The organism is Thalassolituus sp. ST750PaO-4, from assembly GCF_020320405.1.
Taxonomy (GTDB): Bacteria; Pseudomonadota; Gammaproteobacteria; order Pseudomonadales; family Oceanobacteraceae; genus Venatoribacter; species Venatoribacter alkanivorans.
On the sequence record NZ_JABVCB010000001.1, the window covers coordinates 232,199 to 249,975 of the forward strand.

At 55.3% G+C, this 17,777-nt stretch carries 17 protein-coding genes; 9 read left to right on the forward strand and 8 right to left on the reverse strand.

The window, feature by feature from the left end:
- Positions 1-4 precede the first annotated feature (4 nt).
- Positions 5-2,644, reverse strand: coding sequence for a DNA gyrase subunit A (gene gyrA / locus HUF18_RS01100; protein ID WP_225690837.1), 2,640 nt, complete (start codon positions 2,642-2,644; stop codon positions 5-7).
- Positions 2,645-2,941: 297 nt separating this feature from the next.
- On the opposite strand from gyrA, the gene HUF18_RS01105 reads away from it, so the two are divergent.
- The 6 genes from HUF18_RS01105 (at position 2,942) to HUF18_RS01130 (ending at position 9,126) form a co-directional block, all read left to right on the forward strand.
- Positions 2,942-4,234 (forward strand): TRZ/ATZ family hydrolase, encoded by a 1,293-nt coding sequence (locus tag HUF18_RS01105; protein ID WP_446751458.1) that lies wholly within the window; start codon positions 2,942-2,944, stop codon positions 4,232-4,234.
- A gap of 31 nt (positions 4,235-4,265) precedes the next feature.
- Entirely contained in the window at positions 4,266-4,985 is a 720-nt protein-coding gene (gene ubiG, locus HUF18_RS01110) for a bifunctional 2-polyprenyl-6-hydroxyphenol methylase/3-demethylubiquinol 3-O-methyltransferase UbiG (RefSeq protein ID WP_145470215.1), read from the forward strand.
- Positions 4,982-5,674 carry an HAD-IA family hydrolase gene (locus tag HUF18_RS01115; protein WP_225690839.1) on the forward strand — a complete coding sequence of 231 codons (693 nt, stop codon included), beginning with the start codon at positions 4,982-4,984 and terminating at the stop codon, positions 5,672-5,674. The genes ubiG and HUF18_RS01115 overlap by 4 nt, the downstream gene beginning before the upstream one ends.
- Positions 5,675-5,741: 67 nt before the next feature.
- Complete coding sequence (locus HUF18_RS01120) at positions 5,742-6,485, forward strand: YciK family oxidoreductase (protein ID WP_225690840.1); 744 nt, start codon at positions 5,742-5,744, stop codon at positions 6,483-6,485.
- Positions 6,486-6,687: 202 nt separating this feature from the next.
- Positions 6,688-7,818 carry an aminotransferase class V-fold PLP-dependent enzyme gene (locus tag HUF18_RS01125; RefSeq protein WP_225690841.1) on the forward strand — a complete coding sequence of 377 codons (1,131 nt, stop codon included), beginning with the start codon at positions 6,688-6,690 and terminating at the stop codon, positions 7,816-7,818.
- A gap of 351 nt (positions 7,819-8,169) precedes the next feature.
- Positions 8,170-9,126 carry a GGDEF domain-containing protein gene (locus tag HUF18_RS01130; protein WP_145470207.1) on the forward strand — a complete coding sequence of 319 codons (957 nt, stop codon included), beginning with the start codon at positions 8,170-8,172 and terminating at the stop codon, positions 9,124-9,126.
- Positions 9,127-9,198: 72 nt separating this feature from the next.
- Here HUF18_RS01130 and rluB read toward each other — a convergent pair whose 3' ends face one another.
- The 7 genes from rluB to HUF18_RS01165 all read right to left on the reverse strand — a co-directional run bounded on the left by rluB (position 9,199) and on the right by HUF18_RS01165 (position 16,050).
- Positions 9,199-10,068: a 23S rRNA pseudouridine(2605) synthase RluB gene (gene rluB / locus HUF18_RS01135; protein WP_186436001.1), complete on the reverse strand. Its 870-nt coding sequence runs from the start codon at positions 10,066-10,068 to the stop codon at positions 9,199-9,201.
- 3 nt (positions 10,069-10,071) lie between these two features.
- Positions 10,072-11,232: an SMC-Scp complex subunit ScpB gene (scpB, locus tag HUF18_RS19750; protein WP_342453554.1), complete on the reverse strand. Its 1,161-nt coding sequence runs from the start codon at positions 11,230-11,232 to the stop codon at positions 10,072-10,074.
- Positions 11,229-12,164 (reverse strand): segregation and condensation protein A, encoded by a 936-nt coding sequence (locus tag HUF18_RS01145; protein ID WP_446751459.1) that lies wholly within the window; start codon positions 12,162-12,164, stop codon positions 11,229-11,231. The genes scpB and HUF18_RS01145 overlap by 4 nt, the downstream gene beginning before the upstream one ends.
- Positions 12,161-13,375, reverse strand: coding sequence for a tryptophan--tRNA ligase (locus HUF18_RS01150; RefSeq protein WP_225690842.1), 1,215 nt, complete (start codon positions 13,373-13,375; stop codon positions 12,161-12,163). The genes HUF18_RS01145 and HUF18_RS01150 overlap by 4 nt, the downstream gene beginning before the upstream one ends.
- A gap of 34 nt (positions 13,376-13,409) precedes the next feature.
- The gene (gene trpS, locus HUF18_RS01155; RefSeq protein WP_225690843.1) at positions 13,410-14,426 is read right to left on the reverse strand and encodes a tryptophan--tRNA ligase; all 1,017 of its coding nucleotides are present in this window, start codon (positions 14,424-14,426) and stop codon (positions 13,410-13,412) included.
- A gap of 108 nt (positions 14,427-14,534) precedes the next feature.
- Positions 14,535-15,155: an L-threonylcarbamoyladenylate synthase gene (locus tag HUF18_RS01160; protein WP_145470195.1), complete on the reverse strand. Its 621-nt coding sequence runs from the start codon at positions 15,153-15,155 to the stop codon at positions 14,535-14,537.
- Positions 15,156-15,213: 58 nt separating this feature from the next.
- Complete coding sequence (locus tag HUF18_RS01165; protein WP_225690844.1) at positions 15,214-16,050, reverse strand: PHP domain-containing protein; 837 nt, start codon at positions 16,048-16,050, stop codon at positions 15,214-15,216.
- Positions 16,051-16,115: 65 nt separating this feature from the next.
- Between HUF18_RS01165 and HUF18_RS01170 the strand changes: the two genes are divergently transcribed.
- Genes HUF18_RS01170 through HUF18_RS01180 form a run of 3 tightly spaced genes read left to right on the forward strand, consistent with a single transcriptional unit; the run spans position 16,116 to position 17,709 of the window.
- Positions 16,116-16,718 (forward strand): septation protein A, encoded by a 603-nt coding sequence (locus tag HUF18_RS01170; RefSeq protein WP_145470193.1) that lies wholly within the window; start codon positions 16,116-16,118, stop codon positions 16,716-16,718.
- A 2-nt stretch (positions 16,719-16,720) separates the two neighbouring features.
- Entirely contained in the window at positions 16,721-17,020 is a 300-nt protein-coding gene (locus HUF18_RS01175; RefSeq protein WP_145470192.1) for a YciI family protein, read from the forward strand.
- A 26-nt stretch (positions 17,021-17,046) separates the two neighbouring features.
- Entirely contained in the window at positions 17,047-17,709 is a 663-nt protein-coding gene (locus HUF18_RS01180; RefSeq protein ID WP_186436000.1) for a TIGR04211 family SH3 domain-containing protein, read from the forward strand.
- Positions 17,710-17,777 lie beyond the last annotated feature (68 nt).

The following is a 17,777-nucleotide window of genomic DNA, read 5'->3' on the forward strand; positions in this document are numbered from 1 at the left end:
CTTATTATTCCTCAGCACCCGCATCCGAGTCGCCTGACTGATCATCATCAGCCACAACAGCAGAATCCTGCTCAGCAACGACTTCACCGTCCAGTACTGACTCTTCGTCTTCTTCGGCATCACAGATGCGCTCAACACCAACCAGTTTTTCTTTCTCGGATACTTTAATCAGAGTCACACCCTGGGTGTTACGGCCCAGTACAGACACTTCATTCACACGGGTACGAACCAGCGTGCCCTGATCACTGATCAGCATCACTTCATCGCCTTCAAACACCTGAACCGCACCGACCAGCGGACCGTTACGGTCACTGGTTACCATGGCGATAACACCCTGAGTGCCACGGCCTTTGGTTGGAAACTCGGTGACCTCGGTGCGTTTGCCGTAACCACGCTGTGAAGCGGTAAGGATGGTGCCACCCTCTTCCGGAATAATCAGCGAGATAACACGCTGACCTTCCGCCAGTTTGATACCTCGCACACCGCGGGCGGTACGGCCCATGGCACGCACATCGGATTCTTTAAAGCGTACCGCTTTACCAGCATCGGACAGCATCAGAATGTCTTTGCTACCATCGGTGATCGCGACCCCCACCAGATGATCGCCTTCGTCCAGTTCACAGGCAATCAGCCCCGAGGAACGCGGACGGCTGAACTGATCCAGCGTGGTTTTCTTCACGGTACCGCGTGCCGTCACCATAAATACATAACGGTCTTCGCTGTATTCTGTGACCGGCAGAATAGCGGTAATGCGCTCGCCTTCTTCCGACATATTCAGCACGTTCACAATCGGACGGCCTTTGGCATTACGGCTGGCCTGCGGAATATCGTATACGGTCAGCCAGTACACCTTACCGGCGTCGGTAAAGCACAACACGGTGTCGTGGCTATTGACCACCAGCAGGCGTTCAATAAAGTCTTCATCTTTAACAGAGGTTGCCGACTTACCTTTGCCACCACGCTTCTGCGCCTGGTAAGCATCCATCGGCTGAGTCTTGGCATAACCACCGTGCGACAGGGTCAGTACCAGAGTTTCTTCCGGAATCAGATCAGCCATGGTCAGGTCACGCTTAACCGCCATAATTTCGGTCTTACGGGCATCACCGTATTCTTCACGCACCGCTTCCAGCTCTTCGCGGATCACCTGCATCAGGCGATCGGCACTGCCCAGAATTTCCAGATATTCAGCAATTTCGGTCAGTTTCAGCTGATATTCTTCAATCAGTTTTTCGTGCTCAAGGCCGGTCAGTTTCTGCAGACGCAGATCCAGAATCGCCTGTGCCTGAGCCGGTGACAGATAGTAGTTACCATCGCGGAAACCGTATTCTTCCGGCAGATCATCCGGACGGCAGGCATCCGGGCCGGCACGTTCCAGCATATCCAGCACATCACCCGGCGCCCACGGCGTGGCAATCAGATTTTCTTTCGCTTCGGCGGCGGTCGGAGACTTTTTGATCAGCTCAATCACCGGATCAATATTCGCCAGTGCCAGCGCCAGACCTTCCAGCAGGTGACCACGTTCACGCGCCTTGCGCAGATCGTAGATGGTACGGCGGGTCACCACTTCACGACGGTGTTTAACAAAGGCTTCGAGCAGTTGCTTCAGGTTCAGGATTTTTGGCTGACCATCAACCAGCGCCACGGTATTAATACCGAACACGCCCTGCAGCTGGGTCTGGGCAAACAGGTTGTTAAGCACCACTTCCGGCATTTCACCACGGCGCAGCTCAACCACAATACGCATACCGTCTTTGTCGGATTCGTCGCGCAGCTCGGTGATGCCTTCCAGCTTCTTCTCTTTAACCAGCTCGGCGATCTTTTCGATCAGACGGGCTTTGTTCACCTGATACGGAATCTCGGTGAAAATAATCGACACCTTGCCGTTACGCTCATCTTCTTCAAAATGATGACGCGCACGCAGATAAATACGGCCACGGCCAGTGCGGTAAGCTTCAACAATGCCATCACGGCCATTAATAAAGGCACCGGTCGGGAAATCCGGTCCCGGGATATATTCCATCAGCGCATCGACATCCAGTTCCGGATTATCAATCAGCGCCAGACAGCCGTTCAGAACTTCGGTGAGATTGTGTGGCGGAATATTGGTCGCCATACCCACCGCAATACCGGACGAACCATTGACCAGCAGGTTCGGGATACGGGTCGGCATCACCGCCGGAATTTGTTCAGTGCCGTCGTAGTTAGGCACCCAATCCACGGTTTCTTTGTCGATATCAGCCAAAATGTCATGGCTGATCTTTTTCATCCGCACTTCGGTATAACGCATCGCCGCCGCAGAGTCGCCGTCGACCGAACCGAAGTTACCCTGGCCATCGACCAGCGTGTAACGCATGGAGAAGTCCTGCGCCATCCGCACGATGGTGTCATACACCGCAGAGTCACCGTGTGGGTGGTACTTACCGATCACGTCACCGACCACACGCGCCGATTTTTTGTAAGGCTTGTTCCAGTCGTTACCGAGCACGTTCATCGCGTGCAGTACACGACGGTGTACGGGCTTAAGGCCATCGCGTACATCCGGCAGTGCACGTCCCACGATCACGCTCATGGCGTAATCGAGATAAGACTGCTGCAGCTCGTCTTCAATGTTAATCGGAAGAACTTCTTTGGCTAACTCACCCATAGATACTCGGCCCGTGTTCTGCGGATCACCCTTTTATGGTCATTTTCAGGTGATTCTGTCCTTGTTGTTGACCACCTCCCCGGATGCACAAGGCTCTGTGCTGACACCGTCCGGACAAGGCTGCCAATAAAGTGCCGAATCATACCATAAATCAACAAGATACCTAGCGAGTCCGGTAACAGCCTGAACGCGAGACGGGAGAAGCCTGCGCGTTTATAATGCTGGCCTTTATGCGTACGGAAAGAGAGCCGAGACATGCAGGCCGACCTGAGAATTAACGCCCGCTGGGTAATCCCGATGAGTAATCACCAGAGCGGCAGCCAGACCAGCAACGCTGCCAGCCTGCTGCATCATCAGGCGGTGTTTATCAAAGATGGACGGATTCTCGCCGTGCAGGATCAGGCAGCCGTGAGCCACGAGGCCACCGAAACCCTCGACCTGCCTGACCACGTGTTGCTTCCCGGGTATGTAAACGCTCACGGCCATGCGGCCATGTCGCTGTTTCGCGGTATGGCCGATGATCTGGCCTTAATGACCTGGCTGCAGGAGCATATCTGGCCGGCCGAAGGACGCTGGGTGGATGACGCCTTCGTGCGTGACGGTACCCGTCTGGCCATCGCCGAGATGCTGAAGTGCGGCACCACGACCTATGCCGATATGTATTTTTATCCGGGCTCGGGGGTGGAAAGCGCCCTCGAAGCCGGTATCCGTAACGTCAGCTTTACCCCGGTACTGGATTTCCCCACCAATTTTGCTCAGAACGCCGACGAGTACATCAAAAAAGCCCTCGCCGTGCGCGACACTTACAAACATCAACCATTGCTGACTCTGGGTCTGGGCCCACACGCGCCTTACACCGTTTCCAACGGCCCACTGCAGGAAATTACCACGCTGGCCGATCAGCTGGAGATGCCGATCCAGATCCATCTGCAGGAAACCGCCTTTGAAGTGGCGCAGAGCATGGAGCAGTTTGGCTGCCGGCCAACCCAGCGCCTGGCCGAACTGGGCTTTATGACCGAGCGCGTAAGCTGTGTACACATGACCCAGATCAGCGCTGAAGACATCAGCGTCCTGCAACATAGCGGCGCCTCGGTTGTGCACTGCCCGGAATCCAACCTGAAACTGGCCTCCGGTTTCTGCCCATCGGCACAGCTGCTGAGCAGCCGGATTAATGTCGCCCTCGGCACCGACGGTGCCGCCAGCAACAACGATCTGAATATTCAGGGCGAGATGAAAACCGCCGCCATGCTGGCCAAAGCCGTCGCCGGCGACGCCGCCGCCGTACCTGCGGTCCAGGCGCTGTATATGGCAACCCTGGGTGGCGCCAAAGCACTGGGACTGGACGACCAGACCGGCTCGCTGACCCCCGGCAAATGGGCCGATCTGCAGGCGGTTGATCTGTCGCAGCTGGCGCAGCAGCCGCTGTACGATCCGATTTCCCAGCTGGTTTATACCGATAGCAGCCGCGCCACCAGCCATGTCTGGGTTGCCGGTAAACTGCTGCTGAACAAAGGCGAGCTGACCACCCTGGACGAACAACAGATACAGCACAACGCCCGTCAGTGGGCTGACCGTATCCGCCAGTCCTGAACTAACGAATTACTTTTTGCAGGAGCCGAGCATGGAACAGACACAAAACGTTGATCGCGCCGAAATCGCCAAATTCGAAGCCCTCGCCTCGCGCTGGTGGGATCTGGAAAGCGAATTTAAACCGCTGCACGACATCAACCCGCTGCGCACCAATTACATCGACCGCTATGCGCCACTGGCCGGCAAAACCGTGCTCGACGTCGGCTGTGGCGGCGGCATTCTGAGCGAAGGCATGGCCAGCCGCGGCGCCGTAGTGACCGGTATCGATATGGGCGAAGCCAACCTCAACACCGCCAAACTGCACGCGCTGGAATCCGGCGTAAAGGTCAGTTATCAGTGCATTCCGGTGGAAGAGCTGGCGGCACAGCAACCGGAAAGCTTTGACGTGGTTACCTGCCTGGAAATGCTGGAACACGTACCGGACCCGGAATCCATTATCCGCGCCTGCTATCAGCTGGTAAAACCGGGCGGCCAGGTGTTTTTCTCCACCATTAACCGCAATCCGAAAGCCTATGCCTTTGCCATTCTCGGTGCCGAATACCTGATGCGCCTGCTGCCGGCCGGCACCCACGATTACCACAAGTTCATCAAGCCCAGCGAGCTGACCCGCTGGTGCCGTAACGTGGGGCTGGAAGTGCAGCATATGACCGGCATGGTCTATAACCCACTGACCAAAATCTACAAACTGAAAGACAACGACGTCAGCGTGAATTACCTGATGGCAACGCGTAAACCGGACAGCGCCGTATGAGCCTGAGCCGCCCCAAAGCCATCCTGTTTGATCTGGATGGCACGCTGGTCGACACCGCGCCGGATTTCTATGACGTGGTAAACGGTCTGCGCAAAGAGCTGGGTAAACCGCTGCTGGCCGATGAAACCATCCGCGAGCAGGTATCCAACGGTGGCGCCGCACTGACCCGTCTGACCTTTGATCACCCGGACCATACCGGACGTGATCTGGCCAGCGCAGCGCAGGAATTTCTCGACCAGCGGCAACAGATTCTCGACCGTTATCTGCAGAACATCGGCCTGTTAAGTGGTTATTTTCCCGGCTTTCAGGAGGTTATTACCACCCTCGAACAGCAGGATATCCGCTGGGGAATTGTGACCAATAAGCCACGGCTGTATACCGAAGCCCTGCTGGCAAAACTCGCTATTACAGGCGATGTGGTGGTGTGTCCGGATGATGTCACAAAATCCAAACCCCACCCCGAGCCATTATTAAAAGCCGCCGCCGATCTTGGCTTGCAGGCCACTGATTGCTGGTATGTCGGCGACCATATCCGCGATATCGACGCCGCCCGTGCCGCCGGCATGCTCAGTGTTGCCGCCACCTTCGGTTATATCGAAGCCGGTGATCATCCTGACAACTGGCAGGCCGACCGGCTGATTCATCAGCCGTTGGATCTGCTGAGCTTATTGCAGGCCAGCCACGGATAAAGCCCGGAACCGGATACGGCCACGCGCCATTAACAACAACCCTATATACAGAAAAAAAGGTAGACCGATGGAAACCGCCCAGAACTCACTGACAGGCCGCACTATTCTGGTAACCGGCGCCGGCTACGGCATCGGCCGGACGGCCGCCCTCACCTATGCCCGGGCCGGAGCCACCGTTTTACTGCTGGGCCGCACCCAGGAAGCACTGAACGATACCTACGACCTGATCGAGGCCGAAAACCTGCCACAGGCCGCCGTGCTGCCCTTCGATCTGGAACAGCATGACGAAGAGCCTTTCCGCCAGCTGGCCGAACTGATTGACGAAAACTTCGGCCATCTCGATGGTGTACTGCTCAATGCCGGCGTTCTCGGCCAGCGCACCAGTCTGGAAAACTACGACTGGAATACCTGGCAGAAGGTGATGCAGATTAACGTTAACGGTCAGTTCGCGCTGATGAAGCACCTGCTGCCCCTGCTGCGTAAGGCGCCGGCGGATGCTTCGGTTATTTTCACCACCAGCAGTGTTGGCCGCGAAGGCCGTGCTTATTGGGGAGCCTATTCGGTCTCCAAGTTTGCCACCGAAGGCTTAATGCAGGTTATGGCGCAGGAGCTGGAAAACACCAGTAATATCCGCGTTAACTGTATTAATCCCGGCGGTACCCGCACCAGTATGCGCGCTGCCGCCTACCCGGCCGAGCATCCGAGCAAAGTGCCGGAAGCCGATACCATCATGCCGCTCTACCTGCATCTGATGAGTCCGGAATCCATCGGCACCCACGGCCAGAGCCTGGACGCACAACCGAAAAAATAATCCGTTATCGCCTGCCCGCGCAGCACTGTAGTCACAGTTTAGTAACGCTGTTTAGTACTACTGTTGCTGCAGCGGGCACGGTTTTTCCCGCTCTCCCCTCACGCTTTTGCCCAACCTGCTCTTTACCCCACCGTGCTTTTCCTGTCCAATCCGTCAGATATTACCGATTGATCAGAGCGCAGATGCGCAGGAGGCACACCGTATGGCTGGCTTACTTCCCACTCCCGATCCCGAAGGCCTGCTCGAATATTCCGTGGTATTTACCGACCGCTCTCTGAACCATATGTCCAAACGTTTTCAGGGCGTTATGAAGGATATTTCCAGCACCCTGAAGTCGGTTTATAACGCCGATGCGGTGGCCATCGTTCCCGGTGGTGGTACCTATGGTATGGAAGCCGTGGCGCGCCAGTTCGCTCAGGATAAAAAGACGCTGGTAATCCGCAATGGCTGGTTCAGTTACCGCTGGACCCAGATTTTTGACATGGGCAATATTCCGGCGTCCAGCACGGTATTAAAAGCACGCCGCACCGACAGCTCTCAGACTCCTGCGCCCTTTGCACCGGCACCCATCGCCGAAGTCGTCGCCACTATTCAAAAAGAAAAGCCGGATGTCGTCTTCGCGCCCCACGTCGAAACCGCGTCCGGCATGATTCTGCCGGACGATTACCTCAAAGCCGTTGCCGATTCCGTACATTCGGTGGGCGGTTTACTGGTACTCGACTGCGTTGCCTCCGGCACCCTGTGGGTCGATATGAAAGCCGTGGGCGTCGATATTTTGATCAGCGCCCCGCAGAAAGGCTGGAGCTCCTCCCCTTGCGCCGCATTGATCATGATGAATCAGGCCGCACTGGATGTGATGGCAACCACCACCAGCACCAGCTTTGCCGCCAACCTGAAACAATGGCATATGATCATGCAGGCCTACGAAAACGGTGGTCATGCCTACCACGCCACCATGCCGACCGATGCCCTGGCCAAATTCCGCGACACCATGCTGGAAACCCAGGCCTACGGTTTTGACAAAGTGCGGGACGAGCAGCTGGCCCTGGGCAAACGCGTACGCCAGATGCTGGAAAGCAAAGGTATACACAGTGTCGCCGCCGAAGGTTTTAAAGCACCGGGCGTGGTGGTTAATTACACCAGCGATGCAGAACTGCAGAACGGTAAAAAGTTTGCCGCACTGGGCTTACAGGCCGCCGCCGGCGTGCCGCTGATGTGCGATGAAGGTGACGATTACCGCTCATTCCGCATTGGTTTATTCGGACTTGATAAGCTGCACGATATCGACGGTGCCGTTGCGCGCCTGGAGAAAGTGGTCGACCAGCTTGTTTAACCCCTGATCGGCGACTGTAGTCAGCGGCAAGGGTCAGCGGCATACCTCTGCCGCTGACCCGGTAAACTTCCTACCTTCTTCCTAAATCTGATCACTTTATTATCTATTTCTGCCGATAACAGATCAGACCTGCACAGTTTTTGTCCGGTTTTTGTCATTATTCTCTGACCAAGCAGTCATTTTATTGGCAAAAAATCAGTATGACCTTTTGTCAAATTGCCAACATCCTGCCACTCACCCACAGAGATCGAACCTAATTCATTGTTTTTTAAGGGAAAATAATCTCTTGAAATACTGGCACAGAAATAGCTTTCCACTGATCAGGAATCATTTACCTGTACGAGGTAACTCATGGTCAGTCCGTTACACAGCAACGGCCGGGCAGAACTCCAGGACGACAAGATCGTTTCCAGTATCGGAGATCTGGCACCGAAGCCCGATATACGCCCGGAAGTGCTGCTGAAGCTGTCAGGCAAACTGCAGACAACATTAGAACTGTCGCAACTGCTGGAAATTTTCTTTGAGGAAATCCAGCAAGCGGTACTGGTCGACGGCATCAGCTTCAGCCATAACGCCCACAACCTGCTGTTGAGCTATGGCCGCAACAGTGTGCACAGCGCCAGCTATCGGCTGCAGACGCAGCAGGATTATATGGGCGATCTGGTATTTCACCGTTCGACCCGCTTTCGTGAACATGAACTGGCCAATCTCGAAGGTTTGCTGACCACACTGGTTTATCCGATGCGTAACGCGCTGCGCTACCACGAAGCGCTGGCCGCCGCTTTCCGCGACCCACTGACCGGTGCCGGCAACCGTGTTGCGCTGGATAAAACCCTGCAGCGGGAAATCGAGCTGACCAAACGCCACGGCCAGCAACTTTCAATACTGATGCTGGATCTGGACCACTTTAAACTGGTCAACGATGAATTCGGTCACAGTATGGGTGACAAGGTACTGAAGGAAGCCGTCGGCTGCATTACCGGTTGTATCCGCCAGACCGACATGTGCTTCCGCTATGGCGGCGAAGAGTTTCTGATCATGCTCAGCAATGCCGAACACGCCGGTGCATTACGCATTGCCGAACGCATCCGCATGAGTATCAGTGCTCTGGATTTCAGCAACGATAAGGGACGATTACAGGTCACCACCAGCATCGGCTGTGCCACGCTGATGATAGAAGACAGCATGGACTCGCTGGTACAACGCGCCGACAAAGCGCTGTATCAAGCGAAACACAGCGGTCGTAACCGGGTGGTATGTGATACCGATGACGAGCTGGATACACCGGCATCAAAGAGCCTGTTGTAAATTCGTAAAGCATAAAAAAGCCGCTCAATGAGCGGCTTTTTTATGGCTGAGCAATACAGCGAATACAGAGGTTCAGTCGATCTTTTTCTTCTGGCGCGGTTTCGGCGCTGACGTTTTACGCGCGGTCGCCTGCTGGCGGATTTTCTGGCGTTTGGCCACTCGCTGGAACTGCTCTTTCTCACGGCCAACCATGCGTTTGGTTTGCTTACGTTCGATGCCAACCAGATCCGCCAGGTCGTTCACTTCACGCTGCCCAAGTTCAACCCAGGTACCAACAGGAACGTTAGACGGCATAAAGATACAGCCATATCGCACGCGCTTAAGGCGGCTCACGGCAATGCCCTGGCTCTCCCACAGACGGCGGACTTCGCGGTTTTTACCTTCCATCAGCACTACGTGAAACCACTTGTTCTGGCCTTCACCATCAAAGAATTTCACGTCGGTAAAACGCGCAATGCCGTCATCAAGCATCACCCCTTCTTTCAAGCGTTCGATCATGGCTTCATCGACGTCACCGCGCACACGCACCGCATATTCACGGTCAACACCGGAAGACGGATGCATCAGCTTGTTGGCCAGTTCACCATCGGTAGTGAACAGCAACAGACCACTGGTATTGATGTCCAGACGGCCGATATTTACCCAGCGCTCGCCTTTGGTTTTCGGCAGATGGTCAAACACCGTTGGCCGGCCTTCCGGGTCTTTCAGAGTACAGACTTCACCCACCGGCTTGTTATAGGCCAGCACACGGCGTGAGCGACCGGCGTCTTCCAGTTTGATCTGGCGGCCATCGACACGCACATCGTCGTAGCGGCTGGCACGGTCGCCGAGCTTGGCGGTTACGCCGTTAACACTGACACGGCCTTCACCGATCCAGCGTTCAACTTCACGACGGGAAGCCACACCAGCCAGTGCCAGCAATTTTTGGATACGTTCATTCATAATTTATCGATCTTCTTCATCCGCAGCTGCGTCAGGGGCATCCGGCCGCATCGTGTCAGGGGTTTGGTTAAATAAACTCGGAACATCCTGAGTCCGTTGAACGGCAATATCGTCAGCGTCATCGCCGTACTCTTCGCCGTCAGTTTGTGTATGTTCTGTTGCTTCGCGAACGCCAGCATCTTCGCCCACGCTCTCTTCTGCAGCCTGCTCAGACTCTCCGGAATCAGGCTCTCCGGAATCAGGCTCTCCGGAATCAGGCTCTCCGGAATCAGGCTCTCCGGAATCAGGCTCTCCGGAATCAGGCTCTTCGGAGTCAGCCTCTGCCGCTGCTGATTCTGCAGCCGCCTGCTCTTCTTCAACGGCTTTCTGTTCCAGCCGCTGCAGCAGATCGCCGATGCTGCGTTTTTTCGGTTCGCCGTCATTATCCGCTTCGTCGCCGTCGTCGTCATCCCGTGCGAACAGATTACTTTCTACCCGCGCGACAATGTCAGCCGCTTTTGCCAGATCTTCTTCGGTGGCAGCCAGTACATCGGCGCCACGCTGGGCCACTTCTTCGTCGCTGCGGAATTCAAAATCTTTCGCCGGTTCTTTGCGTGCTTCGGCATCATCGCCCAGCTCCAGCTTACGGTTGGCGTCATCCAGCTCGCGGATTTCGCCCAGACTGGGCAGGTCTTCGAGACTTTTTAAACCAAAGTAATCGAGAAACTCGCGCGTGGTGGCGTACATCGACGGCCGCCCCGGCACATCACGATAGCCCACAACCCGTACCCACTCACGCTCCAGCAGGGTTTTCATAATGCTGGAGCTGACCACCACACCACGCACATCTTCGATGTCGCCACGGGTAATGGGCTGGCGATAGGCAATCAACGCCAGGGTTTCCAGCAACGCGCGCGAATAACGCTGTGGCCGTTCATCCCACAGACGTGCCACCCAGGGCGCAACTTCGGTGCGTACCTGCAAACGATAGCCGGAGGCCACTTCGACCAGTTCAATACCGCGCCCGAGCAGATCCTGCTTCAGTTCAGTCAATGCGGCTTTCAATTCAGACGGTAACGGAATACGGTCTTCATCAAACAGACTTTGCATACGCTCCAGCGATAACGGGCCGCCAGCCGCCATCAGCGCTGCTTCGAGAATGTTTTTTAACGGCGGTTGCGTCATTGCGGCTCTCCGTCCTGCTGATACGAGGGCGCCCCTGCGGCGCTGTGCTCCCGGGCACGTAAATGAATCGGGCCGAAAGTATCCTGCTGCACAATGTCGATCAAGGATTCTTTCACCAGCTCAAGAATCGCCAGAAAGGTCACCACCACACCCAGCTTGCCTTCACTCGGATCAAACAAGGCGCGGAACGACATGAAGTGTCCGCTTTGCAACCGTGCCAATACATCGCTCATCCGCTCACGGGTGGACAGCTGCTCACGCTGAATTTCGTGATGCTCAAAACGCTCAGCGCGGCGCAATACTGCGGCAAAGGCCAGCATCAGTTCACGCATTTCCACTTCAGGATGCACCCGCTCCTGAATGCGGTCGGGCGCATCCACTTCCGGCAGGAAGATATCGCGTTCCAGCCGTGGTAATTCGTCGAGGTTTTCTGCGGCCGTTTTAAAGCGTTCATATTCCTGCAAACGGCGCAGCAGTTCCGCCCGCGGATCGTCTTCTTCCTCGTCACTGCCGTCTTCGCGGTTACGTGGCAACAGCACACGGCTTTTAATTTCCGCCAGCATCGCCGCCATTACCAGATATTCACCTGCCAGCTCCAGCTGCATGGCCTGCATCATGTCGATGTATTCGATGTACTGGTCAACAATCTCAGAGACATTCACTTCGAGAATGTCGAGGTTCTGTTTGCGGATCAGATACAGCAGTAAATCCAGCGGCCCTTCGAACTGCTCAAGGATGACTTCCAGCGCATCCGGCGGAATATACAGATCCAGTGGCAGCTGGGTCATCGGCTGCCCCTGCACCAGAGCAAACGGCATTTCCTGCTGGCCGGTCTTTACCCGTATGCTGGCTTTCGCCAGATCGGGTACCGGCGTAGCAGTCACTTCTGCGGCCGGTTCTGAGGAATGTCCGGTGACGTCCTGTGTGCTCATCGATAACCCAGCCCCATTACTTCACGCACATCGCTCATAGTACTGCGTACGGCATCCCGCGCACGCTCGCTGCCTTCGGCCAGAATACGCGCCAGCAGTTCCGGGTTTTCCTCAAACTGCTGTGCACGCTCACGGATCGGAGCCTGTTCCGCAATAATGGCATCGGTCACCGGCTGTTTGCATTCAAGGCAACCCCAGGCTGCGCTGCGGCAGTTGGTTTGCACCCGCTCGCAGGTCGCCTCATCGGAATACACCGTGTGGAAATGCCATACCGGACATTTTTCCGGATCTCCGGCATCACTCAGGCGGATACGCGCCGGGTCGGTCTGCATGGTACGGATTTTTTTCGCCACGTCGTCGGGCTCGGCCCGCAGCGGGATCATATTGCTGTACGACTTGGACATTTTCTGGCCATCAAGGCCCGGCATTCGCGCTTCACTGGTCAGCAGCGCCCGCGGTTCGGCCAGAATGCTTTTACCAATACCTTCGAGGTAACCCAACAGCCGCTCTTTATCGGCCAGTGTCAGATTGCTTTGTTCTTTCACCAGCGCCTGCGCCGTTTGCAGGGCTTCAACATCACCATGACTGATATAAGCGGTGCGCATCTGCTGATACAACGCGGAGGCTTTTTTACCCAGCTTTTTCACCGCAGCCACAGCGTTGGCTTCAAAGCCCGGTTCACGGCCATAAAGATGATTAAAGCGACGGGCAATTTCACGCGCGATTTCAATATGCGCCTCCTGATCACCACCGACCGGCACCAGACCGGCGCGGTAAGCCAGAATATCGGCGCTCTGCAGCAGCGGATAACCGAGAAAACCGTAGGTGCTGAGATTTTTGTCCCGCAGCTTTTCCTGCTGGTCTTTGTAGCCGGGCACCCGTTCCAGCCAGGACGTTGGCGTAATCATCGACAACAGCAAATGCAGTTCCGCCAGCTCCGGCACCTGACTCTGTACAAACAGGGTGGCCGAACCGGGATTCACCCCGGCAGCCAGCCAGTCGATCAGCAGATTACGGCTTGAGCGGCGGATACCGGCGGCGGTTTCGTAATCGGTGCTCAGCGCATGCCAGTCAGCAATAAAAAAGAAGCACTCAAACTCATGCTGCAGTTTTACCCAGTTTTTCAGCACACCATGATAATGCCCAAGATGTAACTGACCGGTCGGGCGCATGCCCGATACCACCCGCCTCTGCGGATCGACGCTGCTCACAGGGAATGCCTCTCAGTGCTGTCGTTCACAGATATCAGGCCAGCTTAAAGATGCCAACAGCTTCACGTACCTGCTCCAGCAGCGGCTGGCTGATGGCACGGGCTTTGGCAGCACCTTTCTGCAGTTCGGCTTCAATATCGGCCGGACGGGCCAGCAGGTCGTTGTAGCGTTCACGCGCTTCGCCGATTTCAGCGTTGATCAGGGTAAACAGCTGCTTCTTGGCATCGCCCCAGCCAATCCCCTCAGCAAATGCCTGACGCATTTCAGCAGTCTGCTCAGGTGTGGCAAATGCCTGCCAGATCTGAAATACGGTCGAGGAATCCGGATCTTTTGGCTCACCCGGTTCCAGCAGGTTGGTTTTGATTTTGTTGATGTGCTTCTGCAGCTGTTTCTCGGTTAAAAACAGCGGAATGGTGTTGCCGTAACTTTTGCTCATTTTACGGCCGTCCAGCCCCTGCAGTACCGACACCTGATCATCAACCTGATAATCCGGCAGACTCAGTAACGGCTCTTTTTTGCAGTAGATATGGTTAAAACGGCCGGCAATATCGCGCGCCATTTCGACGTGCTGAATCTGATCTTTGCCGACCGGTACTTTGTTGGCGTTAAACATCAGAATATCGGCGGCCATTAATACCGGGTAGCTGAACAGACCCATGGTGATGGCTTTGTCGGCGTCTTCGTTTTCGGCCAGATTGGCATCCACTGCAGCTTTGTAGGCATGGGCGCGGTTCATCAGACCTTTGGCGCAGACACAGTTCAGAATCCAGCTCAGTTCCGGAATTTCACGGATATCAGACTGGCGATAGAACACAGAATTATTGGTATCCAGACCCAGTGCCAGCCAGGTGGCGGCAATTTCCATGGTCGACTGGTGCACAGCCGCCGGGTCCTGACACTTGATCAGGGCATGATAATCGGCGAGGAAATAAAACGTATCGTTAGCCTGATCCTGGCTGGCGGCAATGGCCGGACGGATAGCGCCAACATAGTTACCCAGATGCGGGGTGCCTGTGGTTGTAATACCGGTTAATACACGCTGCTTGCTCATACTGCCCTGCTTGGTGAAATTCTGAATCTGAAAACGCGCCATCATACCGGTTTTAGCGGCGCGTTTCAGTCTCCTTAAACACTAATAGCAGTGGGTCAGAGGCGCAGGTCAGAGAAAATCGCTGGCGTCGCCGACGCCCTGACGCAGCACGACCGGTATTTCATCGGTCATATCAATCACGGTGGTGGCCTCGAAGCCACAGTGACCGCCATCAATCACCAGCTCCAGCTCATGTTCCAGCGACTGACGGATATCGTAAGGATCAGACAACGGCAGCTCATCACCAGGCATAATCAGCGAGGTGGTCATCAGCGGTTCGTTCATTTCTTCCAGCAGCGCCATGGCAATCGGATTATTGGGTACGCGGATGCCGATGGTGCGCTTTTTCGGATGCATCAAAAGGCGCGGCACTTCGCGCGTGGCTTCCAGAATAAAGGTAAAAGCACCGGGCGTGTGCGCCTTGAGCATGCGGTATTTGGTGTTATCCACCTTGGCAAACAGTGACAACTCGGACAGGTCGCGGCACAGCAGGGTGAAATTATGCTTCGGCGGCAATTGCCGTAAACGCTGTACCCGGTCGGTGGTTTTTTTATCGCCGATACGACAGGCCAGCGCATAGGCACAATCGGTCGGAATCACAGCCAGGCCGCCATTACGGATAATTTCTGCGGCCTGCTTGATCAGCCGCGCCTGAGGATTATCAGGGTGAATCTGGAAAAATTGGCTCACTAAAGCTCCTTAACCCACGCACAACATTCGCTATGTCAGGGAATTATGCTGTGCCCGATCAGGCCCAGCTCTGCCATACAGGGGTAACATCCGCCGGAAAGGCCGGCATCACGCCCAGATCAAGTCCGAAGCGGTTCGGACCATGGAAATCGCTGCCGCAGGAACCCAGCAACTCAAATTCACGCGCCAACACCGCCATCTGACCGCGCTGGTTGTTATCCATCTGACCATACGCCACTTCCAGACCACGACCACCGGCCTCGACAAAGTCGGCCAGACAGGCACGCAGCTTGGTGCGGGTCATATTATAAAGATGCGCGTGGGCCATTACCGGGATACCACCGGCTTCAATAATCCACTGCACCACGGTGGCCATTTCCGGCCAGCTGGCTTTGACATCACCGGGTTTACCAGCACCGAGGTATTTATTAAAGGCAACGGCCATTGACGGCACCAGCCCTTTATCGATCAGATACTGGGCAAAATGCGGACGCCCCACCGATTCTCCACCGGCATAGGCCTGCACTTCCTGCAGATTAATATCGTGTTTAAGACGTTTGCCGACCCGTTCGGCAATCAGCTGGGAACGACTGCTGCGCGCTTCGGTCTGAGACTGCTCAGCGGCACGCATAGCCGCCGACTCAGGATCAAAATTAAGGCCGACAATATGAATCGTGACACCGCCCCAGATACAGGACAACTCAATACCGGGAATCAGCCGCACGCCCAGTTCCAGTGCCGCGGCCTGTCCCTGACGATAGCCTTCGGCGGTATCGTGATCGGTGATCGCCAGGGTTTTTACGCCGCGCTCCGCCGCCCGCGCAACCAGTTCAGCCGCCGGTAATTTGCCGTCGGAAGCGGTGCTGTGGCAATGAAGATCGATTTCTGAGTTCACGTGGACGCTCACTCCTGGTTACGCCATAATCGCCCCATTGTAATGACACTGAAGCCACTAAGCGAATGAAGTTACTTCTCGACTACCTGCCCATCGTCCTTTTCTTTCTGGTTTATAAGTGGGCTCCCGAGCTGACCGGGCAATTGGCGCCTTATCTGTCTGACGAATACATCACCCTGTTTAATGAAATGCCGATGCTGCTGGCCACCGCCGTTTTAATTCCGGCCACGATTCTGCAGGTTCTGTATATCCGCGCCACCACCGGTAAGGTGGAAAATATGCATCTGGTCACCCTCGCCTTAGTCGTCATTCTTGGCGGTGCGACCCTGTTGCTGCGCGATCAGGCCTTTATTATGTGGAAGCCGACCATCGTTAACTGGCTGTTTGCTGCAGCCTTCCTCGGCAGTCAGTGGTTTATGAAAAAATCCCTGCTGCAGCGCATGATGGAACAGGCCGTTACCCTGCCTGCCGATATCTGGGCGCGACTGAATTACGCCTGGGTGGCTTTTTTTGTCTTAAGTGGTATCGCCAATTTATACGTGGCCTACACCTTCTCTGAAGATATCTGGGTTGACTTCAAACTCTTCGGTTTGCTGGGGCTGACCGTCCTGTTTATTATCGGTCAGTCGCTGTTTTTATACCGCTACATGAATAAAGAGGAGCAGTAAGCATGTGGTACGCCATTATCAGTCAGGATGTGCCTGACAGTCTGGAAAAACGCCTGTCAGTACGCCCGGCTCACCTGCAGCGCCTGCAGGATTTAACCGCCGCCGGCCGTCTGCTGATTGCTGGCCCGCACCCCGCCATCGACAGCGAAGATCCTGGCAGTGCCGGCTTCACTGGCAGCCTGGTAGTGGCCGAGTTTGCGTCTCTTGCAGATGCTCAGGCCTGGGCCGATGCCGATCCTTATGTCAGCGCTGGTGTTTACCAGCAGGTAACGGTTAAACCGTTCCGTAAAGTCCTTCCCTGAACGGAAAAAATAAAAAGGTATATGCTGTGAAAAAATTTCTGATTGCCCTCTCCCTGCTGGCCACTGCTGCCACGGCTGCTGCCGTTGAAAAACGCTACGTTACCGACACTCTGTGGCTGCAACTGCGCTCCGGCCCCAGCCAGGAATTCCGCATTCTGAAAGCGTTACCAAGCGGTGAACATCTGATATTTATCGAAGAAGATGCAGAAACCGGTTACACCAAAGTACAGACCGACAAAGGGGTTGAAGGTTACGTACTGACCCGTTTTCTCGAAATGGAGCCCATTGCCAAAGAAAAATTAATCCTGGCCAACCGTGAACTGGAAAAAGTAAAAGCTGAACTGGAAACCACAAAAACCCAGCGCGCTGAATTCCAGAGCGAAGTTGAGAAGCTGAAAAGCGACCGTTCCGGCCTTGGCCGTGAGAACAGCGATCTGGAAAAAGAACTGGAACGCATTAAAAGTATCTCAGCCAATGCTCTGGCACTGGATGAAAAATCGAAAAAACTGACCATGCGCAATCAGGAGCTGGAAATTCAGGTAGAAGCCCTGACCGCGGAAAATGCCCAGCTGCAGGATAACCGTCAGCAGACCTTTATTCTGTACGGCGGTGGCCTGGTCATTATCGGTATTCTGGCGGGTCTGATTCTGCCGTCTATCCGTGGCAAACGCAGCAGCGGCTGGTCATAAAAACCACCGTCATAAAAGAGGGAGCACTTTGCTCCCTTTTTTATTGCTTTCCGTTTCATTGTTTCCCG